Raw genomic sequence first — 23,931 nt, 5'->3', positions numbered from 1 at the left:
ACGATTGCGGTTGTAGGTTGCCCTTCACTCAGTTCCCCGCCATGCGCCACTCCATCTTCCATTTCTCCACAGATTCGGTAGTCAGCACATCGATCTTTCCTCCCTGAAACTCCTCGGTGACCTCGCCCATGACATCCTCCCTATCCCCTTCGATATCCGGGGCGACCCCCTGCAACGCCTCCATCCGGTCGTCGCCGGCATTCCACAACCCGCGTGTGGCCGCCTCCAGCAGCCTCACGAAACCTCCGACGGTTCCCCGTCCGGTTCATCCCGCATTCGGTTCACTCCGTGCGCCCCGGTCAGAACAGCCACTTGGCGCCGCCGATGAACGTCCTTCCGGCCATGGCATAGCCGTTGACGTACTCGTACCTGCGGTCGAACAGGTTGTTGACCGCCAGGGAGAGTTCGAGGGACTTGACCGGCCGGTAGCTTCCCTTGATGCTGGCGGTCAAAAAGCCCCCCTTGTCGGTGTACTCGCCGTTGGCGTTGTTCTCATAGCTGAGGATGCGTTCGGTTCCCTGGTAGTTGAACACCATCCGCCCCTCCCAGTTCTCCCGGGCGGCACGGATGCCGAAGGCCCCGGTCCACTCCGGGATGTACAGCAGCCGGCTGCTCTTGGTCGCGGCTATCTCCGCCGGGTCGCTGGACTCGTACCTGGTTTTGTAGGTCACGTTGGCGTACGGCTGAAACACCATGTCGAGTCCGGTCAGCCACCCCATGTCGTAGGAGACATCCATCTCCACCCCCTGGATGATGGCGCCGGGAACGTTCTTGTAACTCCAGTCGATGCCGCTGACCCGGTACTGGTAGATCTTGTCGCTGAAGTCGGTGTGGAAGAAGGCGAAGCTGCTCTTCAACTCCTTGTAGTTGAAGTCAATACCCGCCTCGTAGGTGATGCTCTTCTCCGGCTTGAGATCCGGATTGCCCACCACATGCTTGGTTCCGGTGGAGTTGTAATCAGCCGCGATCTCCAGGGGCGCCGGGGCGCGGAAGGCGGTGCCGACGCTCCCCCTCAGGCTGAGCGCGTCGTTGACCTTGTACACGACCCCCCCCCTGAAGGTCAGGTGATCCATGGTCTTGGAGACATCCTCCGTGGCGTTGATCGCGTTTGCCGTGGCCAGCATGCTGTTGTCGAAGTAGTCGTAGCGCATGCCGGCAGTCAGTATCAGCCGGTTGGAGAACAGGTCGAGTTTTCCCTCGGTGAACACGGCGTAGTTGTCGTTTCTGGTGTCCGGGCTGTTCAACTTTTTCCCGTCGGTCCTGCGGGACTCCAGCTCGATCCTGGCCCATTCAGCGCCCACCAGGATACGGTGGTTGCCGATGGGAAACACGTTCTGCAGGCTGGCCCCCTGGGAGCGGGTACGACTGAAATACTGGTAGTAGGGGGTGCTGCTGGGATAGTTGTAGGTATCCTTGTTCAGGGTCAGGTAGTACTTGGCCGTCAGGGTGGAGTTGGCGTACTCCACGTCGATGGCGTTACGCTCCTTGTCGTTGTGGTTCTTCAGCTCCGGTTTCCACCAGTAACCGGGAGAACCGTGTTCCGTCTCCCAGTGTTGAAAGCCGACGGCGATGCGGTGATCCTTCAGGAAGGTATAGCCGAGACGCGTACTGAGATCCTCGGTATCGTAATGGGTGTTTTCGATGCGGCCATGGCCGGGGCTGCTGAAATCCTTGGCCTCGGACTTGCTGGCAGTGGCGTAAAAATCCACGTTGTGTTTGGTCCCCCCCAGTTCGGCCGCGGTTTTCCAGTAGCCCCAGGAGCCCCCTTCGGCCAGGATCGAGCCGCTCAGCTCCCCCTTCCCCTTCTTGGTGATGATGTTGATCACCCCCCCCATGGCCTGGGAGCCGTAGACCACCGAGGCGGGTCCCTTGACTACCTCCACCCGCTCGATATCCGCCACCGGGATCTTGGCGATGTTGGAGGTGCCGGCCCGGTTACCGTTCACCAGCACCATGATCCGGTTGCCCACCTCGTTGCTGGAGTCGGTGGTCAGGCCACGGATCTCGATCCTGGTGGCAAGGGCCATGTTGTACTTGTGCACATGGCCGATGCCGGCCTCGGCCAGCAGCTCCCCCACGTCCTTGGCCGAAGAGCTCTTGATGGTCTCCTCGTTGATAACGTGAACCGACGCCGGGATGTCCTTTCTGGACTCCGCCGTCCTCGTGGCCGTGACCACGATCTCGTCCAGCTTGGCATCGGCCTCCTTCTTCCTGGCCAGGTTGCTCCGTTTCTCCTCCGCCGTCTCCGCTGTCTCCGTCTGCTCCATCGCCGGCGACACGGCCGGACGGGACAACACAAGCGCGCCCAGAACGGCCGCATACAGGTACCACTGCTTCATCTTTTCCTCCCTCGGGAATCACATGATAATCGGCATCCACACAGGTCTTCCGGCTCAGGGCATCCTACTGACCGCCTTCCCGCCATGGTATGGCCCATGACAGTGGCATTCCTCCGCTTCCATATCAGAGCGCTCTCTTCGTTGGCTCGTCGAAGACTCCTCAACGTACTATCTAGTACGCCTCCGTCGCCTTCTTCCTCGCCGCCTTGAAATCATCTCTGATCTGAAACCGGAGATCGGCGTTCGTTCCCTTTACGGCCGCGGGGCGGCGGGAGACTTTCACTCCTCTTCCCTTGAACGGATCCGTTGAAAAACTACCTATGACCGACTCTTCTTACCTCGTTGTGTCGGACACCTCCATGACCAGCCTGACCCCCCGGTTGCTGCGTGCCGGGACAAGCGCCTTCTCAATCATCCGTACGTTCCGTTTCATGCCATTTCTCCTCAAACCCCAATGCCAGGGCACGGCAGGCAAGCACCGGGAAATCACCGTCGGCAAAGGCTGACAGGGTCCCCATATAGGCCGGCATGCGGCCGTGGTTGCCGCTCACCGCGCAGGCCACCTGGGCCGCGGCGGCGCTGATCACCTCTTTCCAGCAGCCGGCGGGGAGCACCCCCCAGCTGAACTTGTCCTTGAGATGCGCCAGGGCGGCGACCGCCGCCACCGTGGCCGGATCACGCTCGATGGGCATGAAGCTGTGCCGCAACAGCCCGGCCTGTTCCGGTGTCAGAAAGGAGCAGATGGCATCCTGGATCTCGGCGCGATCCATGCCGAAGCGCCTCAGGTGGATCACGGACGAGCACTGACCGGCCGGAGTCAATCCGTTCTGCAGCGCCAGGGTCCCCTTGACCGCGCCATGCACCGCCCGGCCGATCAGCTCCCCCAGTTTTGAGTGCTTTCCGGCGCTGGTCAGAGGCGGCCCGCCTGTCTGGGCCGCGCAGACGGCGATCTGATCGGTGCCGGTGCCGGTGGCCAGGCCGTCGGAGTAGAGCGAATGCACCGCCAGCTCCTGCAGCACGGCGCTCTTCGCCTCGGTGGCGGTCACGATCACCCTGGCCATGGCCCCCGGTACCAGCGGTTTGTTGATGAAGAGCATCATGTTAATGGTTCCTGCCGGCGGGACCTCACCGGAAGCGGGCAGTTTCTCGAAGCCGTCCGGCGTCTCGAACACCGAGGCCGGATCACCGGCCCGTCCCGCGTTCCCCTCCACTCCGCCGGTGCAGACCACCACGACGGAGATGTCACGGAACCTGGCGGTCTCGATGCAGGCGTTCTTCATGTTGGCCGCCGTGCCCAGGGTGGCGCAGACATCGTGGGGCAGGCCGTGGCGGTCGCAGATCAGCTTGCGGTAGCGCTCCGGCTCCCTGGCCAGCTTCATGGCCACCCCGTGGTGATGCCCCGAGGGCTCGCAGCTCTGGTGGTTGTAGACATACTCCAGGTCGTCCCGCATGCCGCCGGCTGCCCGGCAGGTGGAGAGCACCTGGTGCGGCAGCAGGAATCTGGCGTAGATGATCCGGTCCTCCCGGTGGATCTCCACGCCGTCGTAACAGGTTTCGATCAGCATATTTTCTCCCTTTCAGTCCCTGGCCTGGTTCACCGAGTTCAGGGCGGCGAAGAAGAAGACAATCCCCACCCCCAGCATGATCAGGTAGGAGACCGCGGAGGGGGTTCCGCCGAAGGCGCTGGTCCGGATGGCGCCGGAGGCATGGGTCAGGGGGAGGAAATAAAGCAGTTTCTGCGCCCAGAGCGGCATCCGGTCGATGGGAAAGAAGGTCCCCCCCAGGAAGGCCATGGGGGTGATCACGAAGCTGGTGACCAGGCTCTGGTCGGCATGGGACTTGACCAGCATGGCCATGGTTACGGCCAGGGAGGCGAAGACAAAGCTGTTGCAGAGCACCGCCAGCCAGAACCACCCGCCGAAATGCAGCGAGAGGCCGAAGGGGAGACAGAGGCAGATCACCACCAGGGCGCCGATCAGGGCCCGGGTCATGCCGGCCAATACCTCGCCCGCCACATAGGCGGCGTTACCAATGGGAGCTGACTGGAACTCCTCGAAGATGAACCAGTAAAAACGGGCCACGTTGATCTCCGTGGCAATGCCGAAGGCCTGGTTCATGCCGTTCATGGCGATCAGGCCGGGAATCAGGAACTCCAGGTAGGGACGCCCCTGGACGATCATGCCGCCCCCCATGGCATAGCCGAACGCCACCAGGTAGAGGAGCGGCGAGACCGCCATGCCGGCCAGTTGCCGCTTCAAACGACGCCGCAAGATCAGCAGTTCCCTGTAATAGACCGCGATCAGCCCGTTCATGGCTTCACCTTCTTTCCGGTCTGCGCCAGGAAAGCATCCTCCAGGTTGACCCTGCGGAGGGAGAACTCGTTGGGGAGGCTCTCCGCGTACGCCTTTGCCTCGTCGTTGTCATGGAAATAGGCGGTGCGGATCCCCTCTTCCTCCAGATGGTCCACGGCCCACTGCCCCAGCCGCTCCATAAAGGATGCCGGGGTATCCACGGCCACCACCCGCCCCTGGTCCAGGAAGGCCACCCGCCCGGCAAGAAATTCCGCCTCTTCGATGTAATGGGTGGTCAGGAAAATGGTGGTGCCGTCCTGCTGCACCCTCTTGACCAGGGCCCAGATCCTGCGCCTGATGCCGGCGTCCAGACCAACGGTCGGCTCGTCCAGGAACAGGATGCGCGGCTCATGCATCAGGGCCCGGGCGATCATCAGCCGCCGTTTCAGCCCTCCGGAGAGCTGTTTCACCGGGGAATCCCACCGGTCGCCAAGTTCCACGTACTCCAGCAGTTCATCCGTCCTGCGCCGCCGCGCCGCGCCGCTCATGTCGAACAGCCGGCCGTGGATATCCATGTTCTCCCGGACGGTCAACTCGCTGTCCAGGTTCAGGTGCTGGGGGACGAACCCGCACTGGCGCTTGGCCTGCCGGGACTCATGGTCGATGTCGAAGCCGTTCAGCCTCACCCGCCCCCCACCCTTACGGGTCAGGCCGTTCAGGATGCGGATGGTGGTGGTCTTCCCCGCGCCGTTTGGCCCCAGGTAGGCGAACAGTTCCCCCTCCCCGATATGCAGGGTGACGCCGTCCAGGGCCTTGACGGCACCGTAGCTCTTCTGCAGCTCTTCGATCCGTATCACCGCGGCTATCTCCCCTTCCCACGCAGGGCCTGAACGTTGTCGGCGATATCCATCAGCGGCTGGCGGCGCACGCGGTGGGGCAGGGCCAACTCCGCCGCGGCCTGGATATCAGCCGATTCCACCTGGCTCCTGCCGTCATAGGCGGCCAGGGTCCTGGCTGTCTTGAGGATGATGATGTCACCGCGATGGCCGTCCACCCCCACGTCGAGGCAGTACTGGGCGATCTCGTACAGAAGCGCCCTATCCACGGTCACCCCGGGGTACAGCTCCTGTGCCGCGAGGATCTTTTCTCCCAGGGCCCGGGACTCGTTGGACCACTGTTCGACAAACGCCTCGGGGTCGTTTTCGAAGGCTGCCCGGCGCTCCATGATGGCCACGCGGTCGTTGGCCGAGCGGATCCCCTCGATGTTCACACAGAGCCCGAACCGGTCCAGCAACTGGGGACGCAGCTCCCCCTCTTCGGGATTCATTGTTCCCACCAGGGTAAAGCGGGCCGGGTGGGAGAAGGAGACCCCCTCGCGCTCGATGGTGTTCACCCCCATGGCGGCCGAGTCCAGCAGCACATCCACTACATGGTCGTCCAGCAGGTTGACCTCGTCCACGTAGAGGATGCCGCGATGGGCCGCGGCCAGGATCCCCGGTTCGATCCGCTTCTCCCCCTTCTTGAGGGCATGCTCCATGTCCATGGTTCCCACCACCCGGTCCTCGGTGGCGCCCACCGGCAACTCCACCACGCGGATCTTGCGTTTGACCGTCCTGGGCGGTTCGGCCTGCTCGCCAGCCCGGGGATTGAGCATCGCCCTGATGGCGCGGCCGGTCTCGCCCTCATCGCTGGGGGAGAGCTGGAAGGGGTCGTCTTTGTACACCTCTATCTCCGGGAGGATATCCGCCAGGGCCCGCACCGCGGTGGACTTCGCCGTGCCCTTCTCCCCCCTGATCAGTACCCCGGAGAGCCCGGGGGTGATGATGTTCAGGATCAGGGCCAGCTTCATCTTTTCCTGGCCCACAATGGCCGCAAAGGGATACATCGGGGTTTTCTTCATCGAAATGGTTCCTTTCCATGTATCTGTGTGGTTTTTCATTCCGGAAACACCGGCGCTACCCGCCGAATACAGTCTCATCCGGAAAAAGCGGTTGTTCACGCGAAGGCGCGACGTTGGCAAAGGAAACGAGAGGGACGGATCGACTCACTCATCCAGGGAAGCAGGCATTCTTTGCGTCTTCGCGCCATTGCGCGAGATAACTGTCGCTATCAGGTTCACGTGTTTCGGTTGTCCCGACCCGGAATCTCAGTCCATCCGCTGCTTGACGATATTCACCAGGCTCTGGGCCTTCAGCTGATCGATCCTGAAGTACTCGGCCTCCATGGCATCGGCCAGCCTGCGGGCCAGCCCGAAGGAGACCATGCCCTCTTCCTCCGTATCAACCACGATGTAGCGCGCCCGCTCCTCCTTCACTGCCATGGCCCGGGCCAGTCCCATGGCTTCGTCCACCGGCCTGCCGTCCCCCAGGGCCACGTTGCTCTTGCCGTCGGTGATGAAGATGACGATCGGCCGCGCCGTCGGATCCCTGCCCAGCACGCCGCGCAGCTGTTCATAGCTCTTGGCGATAGCCGCCGACAGCGGGGTGCGCCCCCCCACCGGCATCTCCTCCAGCAGCTTGCCGGCCAGCTCCACCGAGGTCGTGGGGGGCAGGTTGACGAACGCCTCGTTCTTCCTGAAGGAGATCATCCCCACCCGGTCGCGCTTCTGATAGGCGTCCAGAAGCAGCGACATCACCGCCCCCTTGGATGCGGCCATGCGCCCCCTGGCGCCCATGGAGCCGCTGGCATCCACCACGAACAGGAGGAAGTTGCCGACCCGTTTCTCGCGCACCTTGCCCCGGAAATCCCGGTCGCTCAGGTTGACGCACATTCCCTCCTTCGTGCCCCTGAACAGCTGGTGGGGAGCGGCGGCCCGCAGGGTGGCGTCCAGGGCGATGTCATTGTTGGAGCAGGCATAACTGCTCTTCACGTAGCGCCCCTGTTTCCGGCTCACGCGGGTGCTGGAGCGCCGGCCCGACCCCCTGCGGACGACGCGGTCCTTGTCGCTCCTGATGGTCTTGACCTTGAAGGTCGCGCCTACCTGGAAGACGCTCTCCCGCTCTTCCCCTTGAGAAGGAGGGTGCGGCATGTCGCTGTTCTCCTGTTCGGACTGCTCTTCTTCCTCCCCGGCATCATCCCGGTTTTCCCGATCCTCCCTCTGTTCCCGTTGTTCCTGCCCCTCAGCCTGTTCAGGCTGCCGATCCGGGCTCTGTTCCCGCTCCTGTTCCTGCTGCCGTTCGTCCTCCTGTTGTTCCTGTTGTTCCTGTTGTTCCTGCTCTTGATCCCGGGGAGGCGGCGGTGGAGGGGGGGGAGGCGCCTGGGCGTCCCGTCTGCGGTGGGCCAGCACCAGCGGCGCCACCCTGGTGATATGGTCGACCGTCACCTCCAGCCTCTGTTCCAGGGCCGACAGCCCCAGGGCAGCCTGTTCCAGGACCAGATCGGCCCGGTGGCCGGCCACGTTGTTCTCGACGCACAACTCGGCGATGAAGCCGCGCAGCTGTCTGGGCATGCGGACCCGGGGGAGCAGGTCGCGCGCCTCCCTGATCCGCCGGGCTATCCGTTCGTTGGGCTCACGGTAGTTTTGCTGAAAGGCCGCGCCGTCAGTATCGAAGGCGTCCCGCCGCAGCATCAGGGTGACCCGCTCCTCCAGACTCCGGGCCGCTTCCACCTCCACGCAGAGCCCGAAACGGTCCAGGAGCTGCGGCCTCAGCTCCCCCTCCTCCGGGTTCATGGTTCCCACCAGCATGAACCGGGACGGATGGCGAAACGACAGCCCCTCCCGTTCCAGGACGTTTTCGCCCGATGCGGCTGCATCCAGGACGATATCCACGATATGATCGTCCAGCAGGTTGACCTCGTCCACGTAGAGGATGCCGCGATGGGCCTCGGCCAGCAGTCCGGGCGCCAGGAAGCGTTTCCCCTGACGGATGGCCCTGCCGAAGTCAAGCCCCCCCACCACACGGTCCTCCGTGGCGTTCAGGGGGAGGTCGACCACCTTGACCCGACGTTTGACAATGCCGAAATCACCGTTGCGGGAACGGCAGTCATCGCACTGGAACTCGGGGCTGTCCGGATCGCAGGAAAATTCGCATCCCTCCACCACGTCCATCTCCGGCAGCAGGGCCGCCAGGGCGCGCACGGCGGTTGATTTGGCGGTCCCCTTCTCCCCCCGGATCAGGATGCCCCCCACGGCGGGATTGACCGCGCCGATCAAAAGGCTCTGCCTGAGGGTCTCCTGCCCCACCAGAGCGGCCATCGGGTACACGTTTCCGTACATATGCACATCGTCCCTTCCCGGTTCCCGGCTCCTCCGTCGCACGTCGGGGAAGCGGGAACCGCGGCTAAAATTTCACGTTCATCCCCAGGATCCAGGTACGCGACGGCCCCTGAAGCCCGTCCACGTACAGGTAGTCCTTGTCCAGCAGGTTTTCTATCTCCGCGAACAGGCTGATCGTTTTGGAGACGGAGTACTCTCCCCGCAGGTCCAGCAGGAAGTAACCGGGAATACTCCTGGTGTTGTTCTTGTCGATATAGGCCATGGAGGTGTATTTTCCGGAAATCACGGCGGTCAGGGCCTGAAACGGTTTGAGGTAGAGATCCGCCTTGACGGTGTGCCTCGGCTTGCAGGTAACCGTCTTGCCGCTCTCCTGGTCCTTTGCCTCCATGTAGATGTAACTGGCTTTCAGATTGACGGCCTGATGCGGCTTCCAATCCAGGGCCAGATCCCCCCCCCGGTAGGTCACGCGGCCGAAGTTCTGATACTGGCCGACTCCGCCGAGACTGACGTAAGTGATACGGTCTTTCAGACGGTTGTAGAACAGGGAGACGCTGCCGGAGAGGGCCTCGTGCGGCCTGGCGAAGAACGACAGGTTGAAGTTGTCCGACACCTCCATGTCCAGCGAGGGGTTGGGGATGGTCGAGCTGGTCCGGTTGTAGCGCTGGTAGAAGGAGGGGGTGTTGTTGGCCCGGCCGTACCCGGCGGAGGCGTTCCAATTGTTTCCCGTATAGACCAGCTTGATCTCCGGATTATAGGAGTTGTCGAAGGCGGTGTTGAAGTTGACCCTGACGCCGACATAGAGGGAGAAATCACTCAGCTCCGCGCAGCGCAGCGACTGGGCTGCATACAGGGAATAGGTCTCCTCGTGGGTGGCGTCGAAGGAGCTCCCCGAGGCCCTGAACATCTTGAACGCCCCTCCCAGCTGGGCCTCCCCGAAACGGCCGCTCTTCAGGGTGGTGGAGAGTTCCTCCCCCATCTCCGCGACCCGCAGCTTCTGGTCCAGATTCCTGCTGACGTCGGTATTGTGCTGGCTCCCCCGGTTGTAATAGGTCGTGCTGGTCGTCCGGTCATACACGCCCCGCAGGGAGAGTCCCAGGTTGCGGCTCTCCTTCCGGGAATGGGGGGTCGGATACGCGGGTTGACCGGCCAGGCCGCGCTCGTCCAGGATGTAGCTGCCCGCCAGCGCCAGGGAGCGGCTGTCCGTGAAGTCGTAGGAGAGTCTGCCCCCGCCCTGGTAGCGCGTCTTGTCGTTGTTGACCGTATACCCTCCGGTCGTCTCGCCCCCGCCGTTGACCCCCACCCCCAGTCCGCCGCGCCTGTACCGCAGGTTGGCCTGACCGTAGCCGGTCTCCTGGTTGCCGCCATAGGCCTTGACGTTGCCGCTCAGGGTCTGAACCGTGCGGGTGGTTATGAGTATCACCCCGGCGCTGGCGTCCTGGCCGTACTTCATGGCCCCCTTGTCCCTGATGATCTCGATCCGCTCCACGTCCTGGGGGGTCACCAGGTACCAGGTGACCCCTCCCGTGCTGGAGGTCGGGTCGTTGATCGGCCTGCCGTCCAGGAACACCCTGACCTTGGAGGAGCCGTGGATGCTGATGGACGAGTCTCCGGCCGAAACCCCCGGCACGTGGTTGAGCAGCTCCTCCATCCTGTTGGCTTTCATGGCCGCGATCTCATCGGCCGTGATCACGATCATGTCGTCCCGCTCCTGGGCCGACGCGGTCACGGGCCCGAGGACCGACACAACCGCGATCAGCGGACAGAGGAAAAAAGCGCGCCCACCAACGCCATGCCGATCAGGAAAGGGCACCTGAGCCCCCCCTGTCCTTCCGGCCGGCTACTCGGTCCATTCCTCGATCTCCCCTTCCATCTCCAGATAGGCGTTGCGCAGTTCCTCCTGCATCTCGTCTTCCGCGTTCCACATGCCGCGGCCGATGGCCTCCAGCAGCTTGTCCAGGATGTTCTGCAGGGCGTAGGGGTTGACCTCCTTCATCCACTCCTGCATCCTGGGATCCAGGGCATAGGCACTGGCGATCTTTTCGTACATCCAGTCCTCGACCACCTCGGCGGTGGCGTCCCATCCCAGCACGATGTCCATGACATGGGAGATATCGCCGGCCCCCTTGTAGCCGTGGCGCATCATCCCCTCCAGCCATTTGGGATTGACCAGCCGGGAGCGGAGCACGTGCTTGGCCTCCTCGAAGGTGGTCCTCATCCTGACCCGCTTGGGATCGGCGCTGTCCCCCATCATGGCAAAGGGGAGCTCGCCGCGCACCGTCTTGGCCGCCACGATCAGGCCGCCATAGTAGTTGTAGTAGTCGGTGCAGGACATCATGTCGTATTCGCGGGAGTCTTCGTTCTTGACCGTCACGTCCATGCGGGAGAGCATGCGCCGGAACGCCTGGGGCTTCTGGTTGCCGTAACTCCCCGTACCGTAGGCGTGGGACGAGTAACGGATGTAGTTGTTGCCCAGATCCTCCTGGGTCTGCCAGTTCTTGGACTCGATCAGTTCGGCCACGCCGGCGCCGTAGGTGCCAGGGGGACAGCCGAACACCCGGAAGCTGGCCTCGCGGAAGGCATCCTCCTCGCCCATCCCCTCTGTGCGGTACTCCTCCATATCCTTGTAGACGTTGCGCCGGATGAAGTTGGACTCGGGAGGCTCCTTGAGGGCGGTCACGATGCGCACCGCCTCGTCGATCATCTCCATCAGGTTGGGGAAAGAGTCGCGGAAAAAGCCGGAAACCCGGGGAACCACGTCCAGGCGGGGGCGCTTCAGCTCCTCCAGGGGGATAACCTCCAGCCCGGCCACGTTGCCGCTCCCCTTTTGCCAGACCGGCCTGAGCCCCATGAGGTAATAGATCTCGGCGATGTCGTCGCCGTGGGTGCGCATGGTAACGGTGCCGTACACCAGGATGCCGATGCTGTCCGGATAGCGGCCGGTCTCGGCCAGATAGCGCTCGATCAGGGCATCACCCAGGCGGACCCCCACCTCCCAGGCGGCCTTGTCCGGGATCTTGTTGGGATCCACCGAGTAGAAGTTCCTGCCCGTGGGGAGGATGTCCGCCTGCCCCCGGGTGGGAGAGCCGGTGGGGCCGGGCGGAACGAAGCGGCCCTCAAAGGCGGCCAGGCTGTAGAAGAGCTCATCGGTGCAGCGCCTGATGTTGGGCACGAGCGTTCCGGTTATGTACTCCAGCACCGCCTCCATATCGGCATTGCGGCGCTTGATCCGCTCCCGGACCACATCAATCACAGCCTCCGGGTTAAAGCGCCTGAAAGAAAGCTGTTTCACCAGATCCACGGCAATGGCGTGGGCCTCGCGCAGGATGTCGCCGCCGGCCTTGTTGCCGAAACGTTCCAGACGCCTGCCCCGGTTCTCGATGACATCGTCATAGTCATGCCCCATCCAGGCCACCACCGACTCCCGCAGGGAAGGGACGTTGCCGTTGGGCAGGCGGGTCAACTGGGCCACATATTCGGACAGCCTGTCCCCTTCCGGTGGGGAGCCGAAGACATGCAGGCCGTCGTTGATCATGGTGTCGCCCACCTCATGCAGATATGCGTGGAGTTTTTCCAGAAAGGCGTCGAAATCCGCCATGGCCGCGTCGCGGTCGATTTCCAGGTCGGCATGCAGGTTGGCGGCCTCCACCGCATCCCAGATCATGGAGCGCAGGATTTCAACCTTGGCCGGGTCCGCATTGACGGCAAGGGAGTAGTCGTTGACCAGACCTTCCACCTTGGCCATGTCGTCGTACAGGTCGGAATTGGTGCTGGCAGGCGGCAGGTGATCGATGATGCAGCAATAGCTCCTCCGTTTCGCCTGGGTCCCCTCCCCCGGGTCATTGATGATGTAGGGGTAGACGTTGGGGAGTTCCATGATGGCCAGGTCCGGGTAACAGAGTTCCGAGAGTCCCAACGCCTTGCCCGGCAACCACTCAAGGGAGCCGTGCTTGCCCACGTGCATGACCACGTCGGCCTTGAACACGTCACGGATGTAACGGTACTGGGCCAGATAATGGTGGGGCGGCGACAGGTACAGGTCGTGGTAGATCTTGTCGATGTTCTCCAGGTAGCCGCGCGGCGGCTGGACGGAGATGAAGACGTTGCCGTTCATGGCTCCGGCGAACATGAGCTTCCCATCGTGGACGAACAGCTCTCCCGGCATCTCCCCCCAGTCGGCGGTCTGCTTTTCGGCGATGGATTCGGGCAGTTCCCGGTGCCATGGCAGATACCGGTCGGAATCGGCCACCGCCTCAGCCCGTTCAAACATCCGGTCCGGCGTCAGCCAGCGCTGGTCACAGGTCATGCGCGACAGCAGCTCATGGGCCAGCTCGTCGCCGTCGGCGTAGAAGCGGTCCACCCGGTACCCCCGGCGGCTCATCTCCTCCAGAAGCCTCGTGACACTGGCGAAGCTGTCCAACCCGGCGGCGCACCCGATGCGGTCGTTGCGGGGGGGGTAGTGGTGGAAGATGATGGCCACCTTCTTCTCTTCGTTTTTGATGCGGGAAAGTCTGGCCCAGTTGAGGGTCAGCCGCACCATCTTGTCCACCCGCTCCCGGATCGGCATGTACTTGGCCAGCAGGGCGCCGGTAACCGGGTCGATGGTCTCCTGCTCCCTGGTGGCCACCGGCACCGTGATCAGGGCGCCGTCGAATTCCGGCTGGGCCGCCGAATAGGAGACATCCATGGTGGGCAGCCCCTGGATGCTCTCCTTCCATTCAAGATAGGGGGACGAACAGGTCATGGCCTGGATGAAGGGGACGTTCAGGCCGGGGAGGATGCCGGCGTACTCGGGGCAGACCAGGGTCATGGAGAACATCTGGGGGTTGATCAGGGCCTGGATGCGGGGAGCGCCCTTGTCGTCCCTGAAGTAGCGGTCGGCCACATAGTCGGCGCCCCGGTTCTTGCGGCCGGCGTCCCTGTAGCGCAGGTGGAAGACCGGAATGACGTTGGCGCCGGTGGCTTCGATGGAACGGATGATGGCGTCCACAAAGACCAGGTTGTTGTTCAGCCAGTAGGTCTGGTAGAACCAGAGTCCGATGGTCGGTTTGGCGGGATCGACTTTTTTGGCCAGGTACTCCTTCAGCTCGACCACACCGTTGAAGTCGGGATGATAGATCCCCTCATGGGGCAGCTCCAGCGGCGGCTCACCCCCATGCTCCCCGCCATGGAGATGGTTGTTGATGTATGTCATCAACCGGGCGTAATTCACTTGGCTGCCGTACTCCAGATATTGTTTGACAGTATCCCAGAAAACCGTGCCGAACTCGGTGGACATCTCCCGGGCCGCCTCGATGGAATCCTCGTCCCCTCCGGTCGGCTGCACATGCACCAGCGGGCGCACGTCCGGCTCCAGCGCGGCCAGGCGCTCGCTGAAGAGCTCGAAGGCGGGAAAGGATTTGGTGCCGCCGTGCAGGGTTATGATGACCACGTCCGCGGCAAGGGCCTGACGCACGAAGGCCTCCTGTCTGGACCCGTCGAACAGCTGCGTCTGGGTGCGGGCATGAATATGGACCGCGCCTCCTGCGTTCCTGTACTGGATGATGCCTTCGCTTAAGGATGGCAACTCCGTGGCGGTGGCGGAAAAATAGCAGAGAACATACGGTTTCATGTCGCCTCCAGATGTCGGTCCGATACGGGATACCGGTCAAGCGCGGCCAGCAGCTCTTCCTCGTCGTTGCATTGAATACACTCCCCGAAGCCCCCCGGAAACGCCTCCCCGTCCCCGGAGCGGAGCGTGAAAACCGTCTTCCCTCTGGCCCTGGCCGCTTCCAGCAGCTTCAGGTTGACCTGGTTCATGCGCCCCGGCTCAAAGCCGCTGTCGATGACGAAATCGCACTCTTCCAGATATCCCAGGGCCAGGGCCAGGGCCTCCCCGTCGGCGGCTTCGGCCGGCTGTTGAAACGAGCAGTCAGCCCCCAGGGAGCGGGCAACGAAGTAGTCCAGGTCGTTGGTGTGGACGATGCCGGTGCTGATGGCATAGCCCCGCTTGGCCAAAAGCCGGTAGAGCGTGGCCCCGCTTCCCATGCCCGCCACCACGAAGGCCTTGCCGCGGCTGGCGGCGCCGCGCAGTTCCATGCCGCCCAGGTGGTGGCTGTACTCGACCCCGTCGAACCGGTACAGCTCACCCACCCTGTCGCCGGTGAGCAGCTTCTCCGCGGTACCCCAGTCCGCCACCCCCCCGTCCCTGACCAGCACGACCGTGTCGGCCACCTTGGCTGCCACATCCACATCGTGCAGCGACGCCACCACGGTGATCCCCCTGGTCCGGCAGAGGTCGCGCAGAATGGCCATCACCTCCATGCGGTGCTTCAGGTCCAGGTGAATGGTCGGCTCGTCCAGCACCAGGAGCCGCGGCTCCTGGGCCAGGGCCCGGGCAACCAGCACCTTCTGCCGCTCCCCGTCGCTGATGGCGTTGAACGGCCGGTCGATCAGCTCCAGGGCGTTGACTGCTGCCAGAGATTCATGGACCACTGCGCAATCGGCTCTGCCCAGCCGCCCCAGGCGGCCGGTATGGGGATACCGCCCCAGGGCAACAAAATCGAACACCGAAAGCAGCGGCGGAGAAACCCTGGTGGTCAACACCACGGCCATGATCCGGGCCAGCTCCGGGGAGCGTATCTCCTTCAACTCCCTCCCCATGACCAGCACCCGGCCGGAGATCGGGGGGAGCAGGTTGGAGATGGTGCGCAAAAGGGTGGTCTTGCCGGCGCCATTGGGTCCCAGCAAGGCAACGAAGCGCCCCTCCTCGAACCCCATGGTGATCTGTGAGAGCACGGCCTTCCGTTTGTAGCCGACCGACAGTTCCCGGCATTCGATCACGAATCTTCCGTCGCTTCCGCTCATAACTCCACCTTCCTTCTGATCAGCAGGGTCAGGACGATGGGCGCCCCGAAAAAGGCGGTAATGGACGACAGCGGCAGCTCCACCGGGGACATGACCATGCGGGCGATCAGGTCGCACAGGCTGGCGACGGCTGCGCCGACCAGGCTGGCGCCGGGGATCAGGATCCGGTTGTCCGAGGTGCCGAAGAACAGCCGGGCCATGTGCGGCACCGCCATCCCCACGAAGGCGATGGGGCCGGCCAGGGCGGTGACCATGCCGGCCAGGGCGCAGGCGCTCATCAGGATCAGCACGCGGAAGCGGCGGATGTTGACCCCCATGGAGGCGGCATACTCCTCTCCCAGGAGAAAGGCGTTGAGAGGCTTGCTGAGCGCGAACACGAGGACCAGCAGAGCCCCGCCCATGAGCGCCAGCATGGAGATTTCGCTCCATTTGAAGCCGGAGAAGCTCCCCAGTTCCCAGAGGATGAATCCCTTGATCTTCTCCTTCTCTGCCAGGGCGGTGAGCACGGCGGTAACGGCGCCGCACAGATACCCCATCATGAGGCCGACGATCAGCAGGGTGATGCCGCTTTTTACCCGCGAGGCGATCACCAGGATCAGGGACATGACCGCGTAGGCGCCGAGAATGGATGCCAGGGTACACATGTAGGGGTTCAGCACCGTAAACCCCACGGTCAGGGTGGTCAGCATGACCAGGGAGACCATGACCGTCGCTCCCGAGGAGATCCCCAGGATATAGGGGCCGACGATGGGGTTGCGGAAATAGACCTGGAGCAGCAGACCGGAAATCGCCAGGAACGCCCCCCCCATGACGGCGCCCAGGGCCCGCGGGATGCGGATGTCCCAGATGATGGCGCTGGCGGTGCCGCTGTCCGGATGGAGCACGATGTCGATGATCCTGGCCGGCGAAAACGATACGGAGCCGATGCCGATATTAAGCAGCAGCATAAGCAGGGCGAACAGCCCCAGGCCGGAAAAGACCAGCAGGACGCGGGACGGGTACAGGCAGTGGCGTTCGTTCATATCCATGGTTGCTTCGGTCATAGCGGTTTTCCTTTATCGGCAGGCTCAGTAGCGGGGAGTTCCTCGAAGAACTTCAGCCTGTAGCCGGGATAGACATCGGGATGGACGATGGCGGCGAGTTCGGTAAAGATCTCGTCCAGCCGGTCCCCGGACTGGGAGTAATGGGGAAGCGGCAGATAGACCGTGCCGTGGGTGATCGGCCTGATGTTTTTGACCAGCGGGTTGACGCGGGCCAGCGCCTCCTTCGAGGTCACGCCGCTGGACCTCCCCCGGTAGGTGAAATAGACGTCCGCATCTTCTCCGCTGGTGAGAAAGCGCTCCACCGAGATCTCGATGCAGGAGGTGCCGTACACATCGTTGAAGAGATAGTCGGTCTCGGCGTACTTCAGCAGCTCACCGACCCAGGCGTTGCCCGGCTCCACCAGCACCCTCTTTTCGTAGATATCGCCCCACATGACCTTCTTCTTGTCGCGGGACTTCGCACTCCTGGCCCGCAGTGCGGTCAGGGCGTCGTTGACCCGCCGGAAATACGCCTCGGCCTCCTTTTCCCGGTTGAAAAACGGGGCCAGAAATTTCACGAACCCCATCCTGGCGTTGAGACACATGGCCACCGGCGTGCTGGTTACCACCGCCGGTATCTTCAGTTCGTCCAGCATGGGGATCACCGAGGGATCCCAGGTCAGCACCAGCTCCGGCTGTTGCTGCTTCAGTTGCTCGTAATCCAGGCTGTTGGGCTCACCCAGATAGACGATCCTGCCCGAACGGAAGCATCTTTTTACATCGTCGCGGTACCAGCGCTTCTCGGGCCGGGTGACCCCCACCAGGGTCTCCTCCAGTACCCCCAGGACGGCCAGTGTGGCCACGTCGAAATCGCCGTAGGCCACGACGCTCTTCACCGGAACCCTGATCACCTGGGAGGGATCGCAGTCCCCGGGCAGAGGCGCGTTCCTCGGTATCAGGACCAGTTTCCGGCCGGAGCCGTCGGTAACCTCGGTCCGGGCGGGGGATATCCGGTTGATGGCGAACTCTCCCACCTGGAGAAATGATTTTTTCCCGCCCCCCTCGCTCTTGGCGCAGGCGGAGAGAGTTGCCCCAACCAGAGCGGACAGCAGCAGAAAACCGATGAGCCTCTTCAGATTCATACCGTCCCCTTTTTCAGCAGTTTGAAATACAGGATGTCGTACACGTAGAGCAGAAGACCGACGAAGAACAGCAGCATGCCGGCCAGGTAAAAATAGACCCCGTAATCCTCGCGGATGGTCACATCGACCCGGTCCGAAGCCCATTTCATGCCGCCGTTCTTCTTGCGGGGTGAAAAATCCGTGAGGAATATGCCGCGGCTAGCGATGCGAACCGGCCTGTTGATCCCCAGTGTCGCCCGCCGGAAACCGGCACCGTCGGAGATCAGCAGGGTCGCCCGGGCATCCATGGCATACCCCTGGAAGAAGGGCATGCGGTCGCCGGCGAAGTAGTCCAGTTCGAGTTTCTCCATGGTCAGGGTGAGGCCCAGCTCATGGATGACCGCAGGCCGGCCGGGAAGCAGGGTCTTCACCGGAATCACCCGGGAGGTCAGATAGCTGCAGAGGTAGCCGGAGAGCATCAGGATGACCGCGTAGTGCATGACATGGGGCGCCAAAAGCAACGTGAAGCGCAGAAGAGGCATGTTCTTCCGGGCTCTCCCCAGGACCAGCAGCCGTTCGGTGGTGCAGACAAAGGTGTTGATCCCCAGCAGGGTCAGAAGAACAATCAGGAGAAAAAACCAGGCGGTCACGGAAGGCTCGCTTGTCCCGTAGGTTTCAAGCCAGTTCCACAGACCAATATCGTTCAGGGGGGAGAAGACACCGGTGTGGCGGCGCATGCAGAGATAGCCGCAGCCGAGATCCGTCACCAGCAGCAGGCAAAGAACGACGGTCAGGTTCATGCTTCCGAAGAAGCGCCAAATTGCTTTCAGGAATGGTTTCATATCAGAAGGGTGACCGGAAGGGGCCCAGCTCCGGGACGCAGGTAAAGAGAAACACCACAAAGAAACCGCTGGCAGCGTAGCAGCCCCTCCCCCGGGGATTCCAGGCCCGTGTCAGCTGTAGATGGAGGTAACAGGTGTAGAAGAACCAGGTGGCCATGGTTGTCAGCAGGGTCGCGTCGTCCCAGACCACCGGGGTGCCCCATCCCAGGTAGCTCCACAGCTCCCCGCAGAACAGGGAGAGGGTGCAGAGGGCATACCCCAGTGCCCCCCAGAAAAAGGCTTTCTCCAGGGCGTCGGCCAAAGAGACCTTGCCATCCCTGTCGCCCGCCTCCACAAGGGATGACAGGCCATGGGCGGAGCTGACGAGGAAACAGGCCCTTCCCGCCGCGCCAAGCGCCACGAAGCAGTGGGAGAAGGGGGTAAGCGACCTGATGAACGGCAGGTAGAAATCCATGGGGAACAGGACGGCCGCGAGCGAGAGCATGGCCAGCATGAACAGCGCCGCACGCAGGGCCATGGGGGAGAATCTCCGGACCAGGAGACAGACCAGCAGGGCCAGACAGAGCGGCAGCAGAACCGGCCCCAGGTGCATGGGGAGCATGGGCCAGGCCTGGCGATAGCGCAGCCAGACGACGAGCAGATTGGCCAGAATCCCCGGAACCAGCAGGACGCGAACGGCCCCGGACAGCCGGGCCGACAGCAGCGGCGGCAGCGCCGCGACGAAGTACGCCAGGGCCGCGATCTTTAAAGCGGTATGAGCGGAAAGAATGGTCACGTTGTCACCCAAGTAAAATCCAGAATGCCCGCAAAAAGTTGTTATCCATACAAACGGCAATCCATCTCACGCAAAGACGCGAAGACGCAAAGAAATCAGGTAGTTGTCACACAATGGCGCTTCACCGCACAGGTAATTCACGTTTTTGTATATCCAACCGTTTTTCTTCGCGAACTTCGTGACTTCTCGTGAGACGAGTCGCGAATTGCGGGGGTATCGTTTCCGTCACCGCGGTCGGTTGATACACGGGAAACCGGTGGGACGGCAGGTACATGCAAAGGGGAAACGGAGCATCCGGATGGAATGGGGGGAGGTACGTCAAGCAGGGGTTCGCGCGAAGAATACAAAAAAAGGTCCGCATGCATATAGCATACGGACCTTCCGTTTTCGGGTCGTATTAACGTTCGCTCCACAATCCCATTCCACGGGGACGTCATCTGTGGCAATAATCAAAAGGCAGGTCTTCTGGCTCGCGAGTCATCCTCCGGGCGCCTTCCCGGTTATTCACCAGTGGCATACTGCCCTTCGTCATCGCTTACAGCGGCGGGTCCGCGGGGGAATGGCTCGTTACTGAGAGCGGCACCCCTCTTCCCTATCAAGCCCTCTCGGGCACCTTGATCAGATATTCAATTGAGTCCAATCTCTATACATGTTTTTCTCATTTGTCAAGGATTAGATTTCATCTCAAAAAGCAATCAATCCAACACATTGCGGCCAAAGGACACGGTTACCCCCCACATTCGGCACCGGTGACACTTCACGTTTCCCTATCACAATCAGCACCATACCTCTCCCTTCCCTATCCAGGTCAGAATGACACCTTGGCCGAGGCTCCCACGATCCTCCCCGGCAGGGCATAGCCGTAGCGCTCCTGGTAATGGTGGTCCAACAGATTCTCGCAGTAGACGGAGAGTTCGCCGTGTTGCGTTACCGGTACCCGCAGTTCGATGTCCGTTGTCGCGTGTGGACTGAGTTGTAGACGTTTATACGTTGTCGTCCCCTTCTCCGTATAGGATTGAACGGTCTTGGTTATACCCACCACCCGCTCCTTCACGCTGAATGTCGCGGCGTAGGGGAGCCGAAAATCGACACCCGCATTCCCTTTCCACTCGGGAAGGTATTCGAGTTCGTCGGAAACCTGGGCAGGATCCATGCTGTCCCCCTTCTTCTTGCTCTTCTGGTAGGTGACATTTCCCCGTAGCGCAACCCACGGCAGGGGCTCGGTGGCTCCTTCAAGAGAGACACCGGTCAGACGAACCCTGTCAATGTTGTAGCACCCCCTGCCGTCGGTTCGGGAGAACCGGCTGATGTAGTCATCGATCATATAGTGGTATGCAGAGAGTTTAAGGTAGTCCTTGGGCGAGAAGCTGTGCTGATAGGCCATCTCGATGGCGTTGTTCCGCTCCAGTTTCAGCTCCTTTGTATAGTATTGGCCATATCCGTCCGACCACCAGGCCGCGTCCGGCGCCGAGGGAGTGAGGTATTTCCGGTAGACCGATGCCGTAACCACGTCGCTGTCCGTAAGCTTGTACGTCCCGGTCAGGGAGAAGCTGACGCCATAATCCTCCAGTTGGCCGCCTTCCGATGTGGGTCCCTTGTACAGATCGTAGCGGACCCCGGGAGTCAGCAGGAACGAGTCGGTAACGCTCCAGCTGTCCTGGAGATAGATCCCCCACATGTGCGCCGAGTCCCCATTGCTGTCCGCAACCGTTCCCTTTACCCCGTAGGCGGTATCCACGTAATCCACATCCTGTCCGCCCGTGGCTATGATCTTCCTCTCCGCTCCAATGGCTATTTCATGATCTCTAATGGGCACAAACAGCTCCAGGCTTCCGCCGTAGGATCTGTCCGACTTCACCGTCCGATCGAGGACGAGTTTGCCATTGCTATAGCTGCTGTTTATCCAGTTTGCGGAGTAGTTTTTCTCATGCCTGTCCTCGTGATTCTTGTAGGCCTTGAACTCAACCAGAGCGGTGCCAATGGGCTGTTTGTAGCCGAAATCAAGGAGATACTTGGTCTTGTTCCAGTTCGCTCCAGGCCCCGCGGTTGTTACGTTTCCCGCGCCCGGTGAGAACGAATCTCCGGAGGAGAGAGGATAGGCGTCGTTTCTTTTAACGTCATAGTTGGGGTCATTGATTTTACTGGAAAGCCTGTTGGAAAGCGCGAAACCACGATCCACATCGGTGTACTGCATCCCCAGGGTCATTTCCCCCCTGAACGGCATGTCGACATACAGTTTGGCGGCGATGTTCTTGGCCTCGTAATCGTTGTTCCAGAGATACTCATCCGCATGCTGGTAACTGCCGGCGATGGAATAGCCGATGGGGCCGACCTTGTAGGTGTGGGTGACCCGGTAGTTCTGCATGTCGCTGATATGGTCACCGGCGCCAAAATTCCCGTACATCGAGACGGTCGGTTTTTCCGTCGGCTTCTTGGTGATCACGTTGATCACCCCGCCGCCGGCGTTGTTTCCGTATTTTACCGACCCGCCGCCGTAGATCACCTCGACCTTTTCGATGTTGTCCAAGGGAATGGTGCTCCAGTCGACGAAATAGCCCCCCTGCACGCCTGCGGCATTGACCGATCTTCCGTCGATGTTCAACATGATCCTGTTTCCGGAAAGCCCCCTGATCTTCAGTGTGTCGCCCGTATCGCCCACCAGGGCTTTCCTGCTGATGTCGATCCCGGCCTCGTTTTCCAGGACATCGGGGATGGTGGTACTCCTCCCCTTTTCGATGGTCTTCACGCCGACCACGGTGGCGGCCGGATCCGTAACCGCCGTATCCGTCACCACGATCTCTTCCATGGTCAGGTGTTTCATGGATTCCCTGTCCTGGGATGCCTCTTCACCCCGCGCAACGGGCACGGCACTACAGATAAGGCTCAAAACACCCAGATATGCAGGCAATTTCCGCATGTCACTATTCCCCCCTTAAAATGTTCGTGATTGATAGTAACGCAATGCAAGACAACAAGTTTTCCGATGAGCGCTTCCCGACCGTGCCCTGTCAGTCGACCATGGAAGCGACTCGCGGGCAATCCTCTTCCCCATCCCGCGCCAGCCCCCCCTTTGCCCGAAAGCAGGAATACACGACGCCCCCCGCCCCGATGGTCCCCAGGCCTAAGAGCGCCGTAATTGGCCTGCTGGCGATGGAAAAGCAGATGATCCACAGATTGCCGGCGATGAACAGAAGCGGCGTCAGGGGATACCCGAAGGTCCGGTAGGGTCTGTTGAGACGAGGACTGGAGAACCTGAGCCTGATCATGCCGATGACGGTCAGGGTGGCACTGAGGGACAGGGTAAAACCGATGTACAGGAGCAGTGCATCGAAGGATGCCGTGAGGATCAGCAGCGCGGCAAGCCCCCCCTGCAGGAGAATGGAATGGGCCGGCGTGCGATGGAGGCTGTTCACCCTTCCGAACAGCTCGAAGAAGACGCCATCCCGTGCCATGGCGTAGTAGACCCGCGGTCCGGTCATGATCATGGCACTTAAGACCGAGAGCAGGCCAACAGCGATGGCGGCGGCAAAAAATTGACCGATATTCCGGCCGAAAAGGGCGGTGGCGGATTCGGCCCCGACCTCAAGCACACCGCTCATTTTCTCGGCTGGAAGGGCGTAGAGGTAGAGGACATTCAGCACCAGGTAGACAAAGATAACGAAGAGCGTACCAGCCAGCAGGGAAACCCGGATGTTCCTCTCGGGATCCCTGATCTCCCCCCCCAGGTATGCGGCCGCGTTCCAGCCGCTGAAGGCGAAGGAGACGAAGATGAGCGCGACCGCGAACCTGCCGCTGAAAACCGTCTCCACGGCCGGCGCTGTAAAAACCAGACCTGTCTCCCCCTGACCGTACCAGAATCCCGCCGCGACAAGACAGATAATGAATCCCACCTTGAACAGGGTCAGGATGTTCTGGATTTTCGTGCCCAGGGAGAGGCTGTGATAATGGGCCAGGGAGATAATCACGACGACGGCTATCGCCGTCAGGGTAATGTGCGACAGGACAAAGACCTTGACGTCAAAAAGCGTGCATGCGTACTCCACATGGGGAATGTTAGGCAGCAGGCGCAGGAGATATGTGGCAAAGGCGATGGCTGCCGCCGCGATGGGGGCTGAAAAACCGACTACCAGCGAGATCCACCCCGAGAGAAAGGCTACCCCCTTTCCGAAGCTCTCGCGCAGAAACACATACTCCCCTCCCGCCCGGGGAAACATGGCACCCAGTTCGCCGTAACAGAGGGCGCCGGACAGGGCGAACACTCCCCCCACGATCCAGCAGAGGAGCAGGGACGCGGGATCTCCCAGCTCCTGCATGATGAATCCGGAGGTGGTGAAGATTCCGGTGCCCACCATGTTGGCGATCACCAGGATCGTGGCGGAGAAAAGCCCCATTTCCCGCTTCAGGCCATTCTTGTTATTCAGGCTGTTTTTCACGACACCTCGCTTCCCCGTTTTTTCCGACAACTCACTATACGCCTCTGTG

Annotated in this window: 16 protein-coding genes and 2 riboswitches; all 16 genes read right to left on the bottom strand. The window is 61.8% G+C overall.

All coding sequences use genetic code 11. The features are described 5' to 3' along the window. Positions 1-28: 28 nt before the first annotated feature. The 16 genes from PPRO_RS06250 to PPRO_RS06175 all read right to left on the bottom strand — a co-directional run bounded on the left by PPRO_RS06250 (position 29) and on the right by PPRO_RS06175 (position 23,882). Complete coding sequence (locus PPRO_RS06250) at positions 29-238, bottom strand: hypothetical protein (protein ID WP_011735190.1); 210 nt, start codon at positions 236-238, stop codon at positions 29-31. Between the two features lie 61 nt (positions 239-299). Next, the gene (locus tag PPRO_RS06245) at positions 300-2,339 is read right to left on the bottom strand and encodes a TonB-dependent receptor plug domain-containing protein (protein WP_011735189.1); all 2,040 of its coding nucleotides are present in this window, start codon (positions 2,337-2,339) and stop codon (positions 300-302) included. Positions 2,340-2,363: 24 nt separating this feature from the next. Then, positions 2,364-2,676: riboswitch (cobalamin riboswitch) on the bottom strand. Positions 2,677-2,746: 70 nt separating this feature from the next. After that, a complete protein-coding gene (locus PPRO_RS06240) occupies positions 2,747-3,904 on the bottom strand; it encodes an adenosylcobinamide amidohydrolase (protein ID WP_011735188.1) in 1,158 nt (385 codons plus the stop codon). A 12-nt stretch (positions 3,905-3,916) separates the two neighbouring features. Continuing rightward, positions 3,917-4,651: an ABC transporter permease gene (locus PPRO_RS06235; protein ID WP_011735187.1), complete on the bottom strand. Its 735-nt coding sequence runs from the start codon at positions 4,649-4,651 to the stop codon at positions 3,917-3,919. After that, on the bottom strand, positions 4,648-5,487 hold the full coding sequence (locus tag PPRO_RS06230; protein ID WP_011735186.1) for an ABC transporter ATP-binding protein: 840 nt from the start codon (positions 5,485-5,487) through the stop codon (positions 4,648-4,650). Before PPRO_RS06230 ends, PPRO_RS06235 begins: the two co-directional genes overlap by 4 nt. Positions 5,488-5,492: 5 nt before the next feature. Further along, positions 5,493-6,530 carry an ATP-binding protein gene (locus PPRO_RS06225; RefSeq protein WP_011735185.1) on the bottom strand — a complete coding sequence of 346 codons (1,038 nt, stop codon included), beginning with the start codon at positions 6,528-6,530 and terminating at the stop codon, positions 5,493-5,495. Between the two features lie 246 nt (positions 6,531-6,776). Beyond that, positions 6,777-8,846 carry a putative cobaltochelatase gene (locus tag PPRO_RS06220; RefSeq protein ID WP_011735184.1) on the bottom strand — a complete coding sequence of 690 codons (2,070 nt, stop codon included), beginning with the start codon at positions 8,844-8,846 and terminating at the stop codon, positions 6,777-6,779. Between the two features lie 64 nt (positions 8,847-8,910). Beyond that, on the bottom strand, positions 8,911-10,656 hold the full coding sequence (locus PPRO_RS06215) for a TonB-dependent receptor plug domain-containing protein (RefSeq protein ID WP_011735183.1): 1,746 nt from the start codon (positions 10,654-10,656) through the stop codon (positions 8,911-8,913). A 27-nt stretch (positions 10,657-10,683) separates the two neighbouring features. Beyond that, positions 10,684-14,454 (bottom strand): cobaltochelatase subunit CobN, encoded by a 3,771-nt coding sequence (gene cobN / locus PPRO_RS06210; protein WP_011735182.1) that lies wholly within the window; start codon positions 14,452-14,454, stop codon positions 10,684-10,686. Next, complete coding sequence (locus PPRO_RS06205) at positions 14,451-15,689, bottom strand: ABC transporter ATP-binding protein (RefSeq protein ID WP_011735181.1); 1,239 nt, start codon at positions 15,687-15,689, stop codon at positions 14,451-14,453. The genes cobN and PPRO_RS06205 overlap by 4 nt, the downstream gene beginning before the upstream one ends. Continuing rightward, positions 15,686-16,732 carry a FecCD family ABC transporter permease gene (locus PPRO_RS06200; protein ID WP_011735180.1) on the bottom strand — a complete coding sequence of 349 codons (1,047 nt, stop codon included), beginning with the start codon at positions 16,730-16,732 and terminating at the stop codon, positions 15,686-15,688. Before PPRO_RS06200 ends, PPRO_RS06205 begins: the two co-directional genes overlap by 4 nt. Further along, a complete protein-coding gene (locus PPRO_RS06195) occupies positions 16,729-17,853 on the bottom strand; it encodes an ABC transporter substrate-binding protein (protein ID WP_011735179.1) in 1,125 nt (374 codons plus the stop codon). Before PPRO_RS06195 ends, PPRO_RS06200 begins: the two co-directional genes overlap by 4 nt. Continuing rightward, positions 17,850-18,674 (bottom strand): hypothetical protein, encoded by an 825-nt coding sequence (locus PPRO_RS06190; RefSeq protein WP_011735178.1) that lies wholly within the window; start codon positions 18,672-18,674, stop codon positions 17,850-17,852. Before PPRO_RS06190 ends, PPRO_RS06195 begins: the two co-directional genes overlap by 4 nt. A 1-nt stretch (position 18,675) precedes the next feature. Beyond that, on the bottom strand, positions 18,676-19,449 hold the full coding sequence (ccsA, locus tag PPRO_RS06185; RefSeq protein ID WP_011735177.1) for a cytochrome c biogenesis protein CcsA: 774 nt from the start codon (positions 19,447-19,449) through the stop codon (positions 18,676-18,678). A 438-nt stretch (positions 19,450-19,887) separates the two neighbouring features. Next, positions 19,888-20,081, bottom strand: a riboswitch (cobalamin riboswitch). Between the two features lie 176 nt (positions 20,082-20,257). Beyond that, positions 20,258-22,270, bottom strand: a complete 2,013-nt coding sequence (locus tag PPRO_RS06180) for a TonB-dependent receptor plug domain-containing protein (protein WP_198138333.1) — start codon at positions 22,268-22,270, stop codon at positions 20,258-20,260. 187 nt (positions 22,271-22,457) lie between these two features. Then, a complete protein-coding gene (locus tag PPRO_RS06175) occupies positions 22,458-23,882 on the bottom strand; it encodes an APC family permease (protein WP_232286698.1) in 1,425 nt (474 codons plus the stop codon). Positions 23,883-23,931: the final 49 nt, after the last annotated feature.

The sequence above is a fragment of the Pelobacter propionicus DSM 2379 genome, assembly GCF_000015045.1.
Taxonomy (GTDB): Bacteria; Desulfobacterota; Desulfuromonadia; order Geobacterales; family Pseudopelobacteraceae; genus Pseudopelobacter; species Pseudopelobacter propionicus.
Note: the sequence above shows the minus strand (reverse complement) of the source record. Positions and strands in the feature narration are given on the sequence as shown.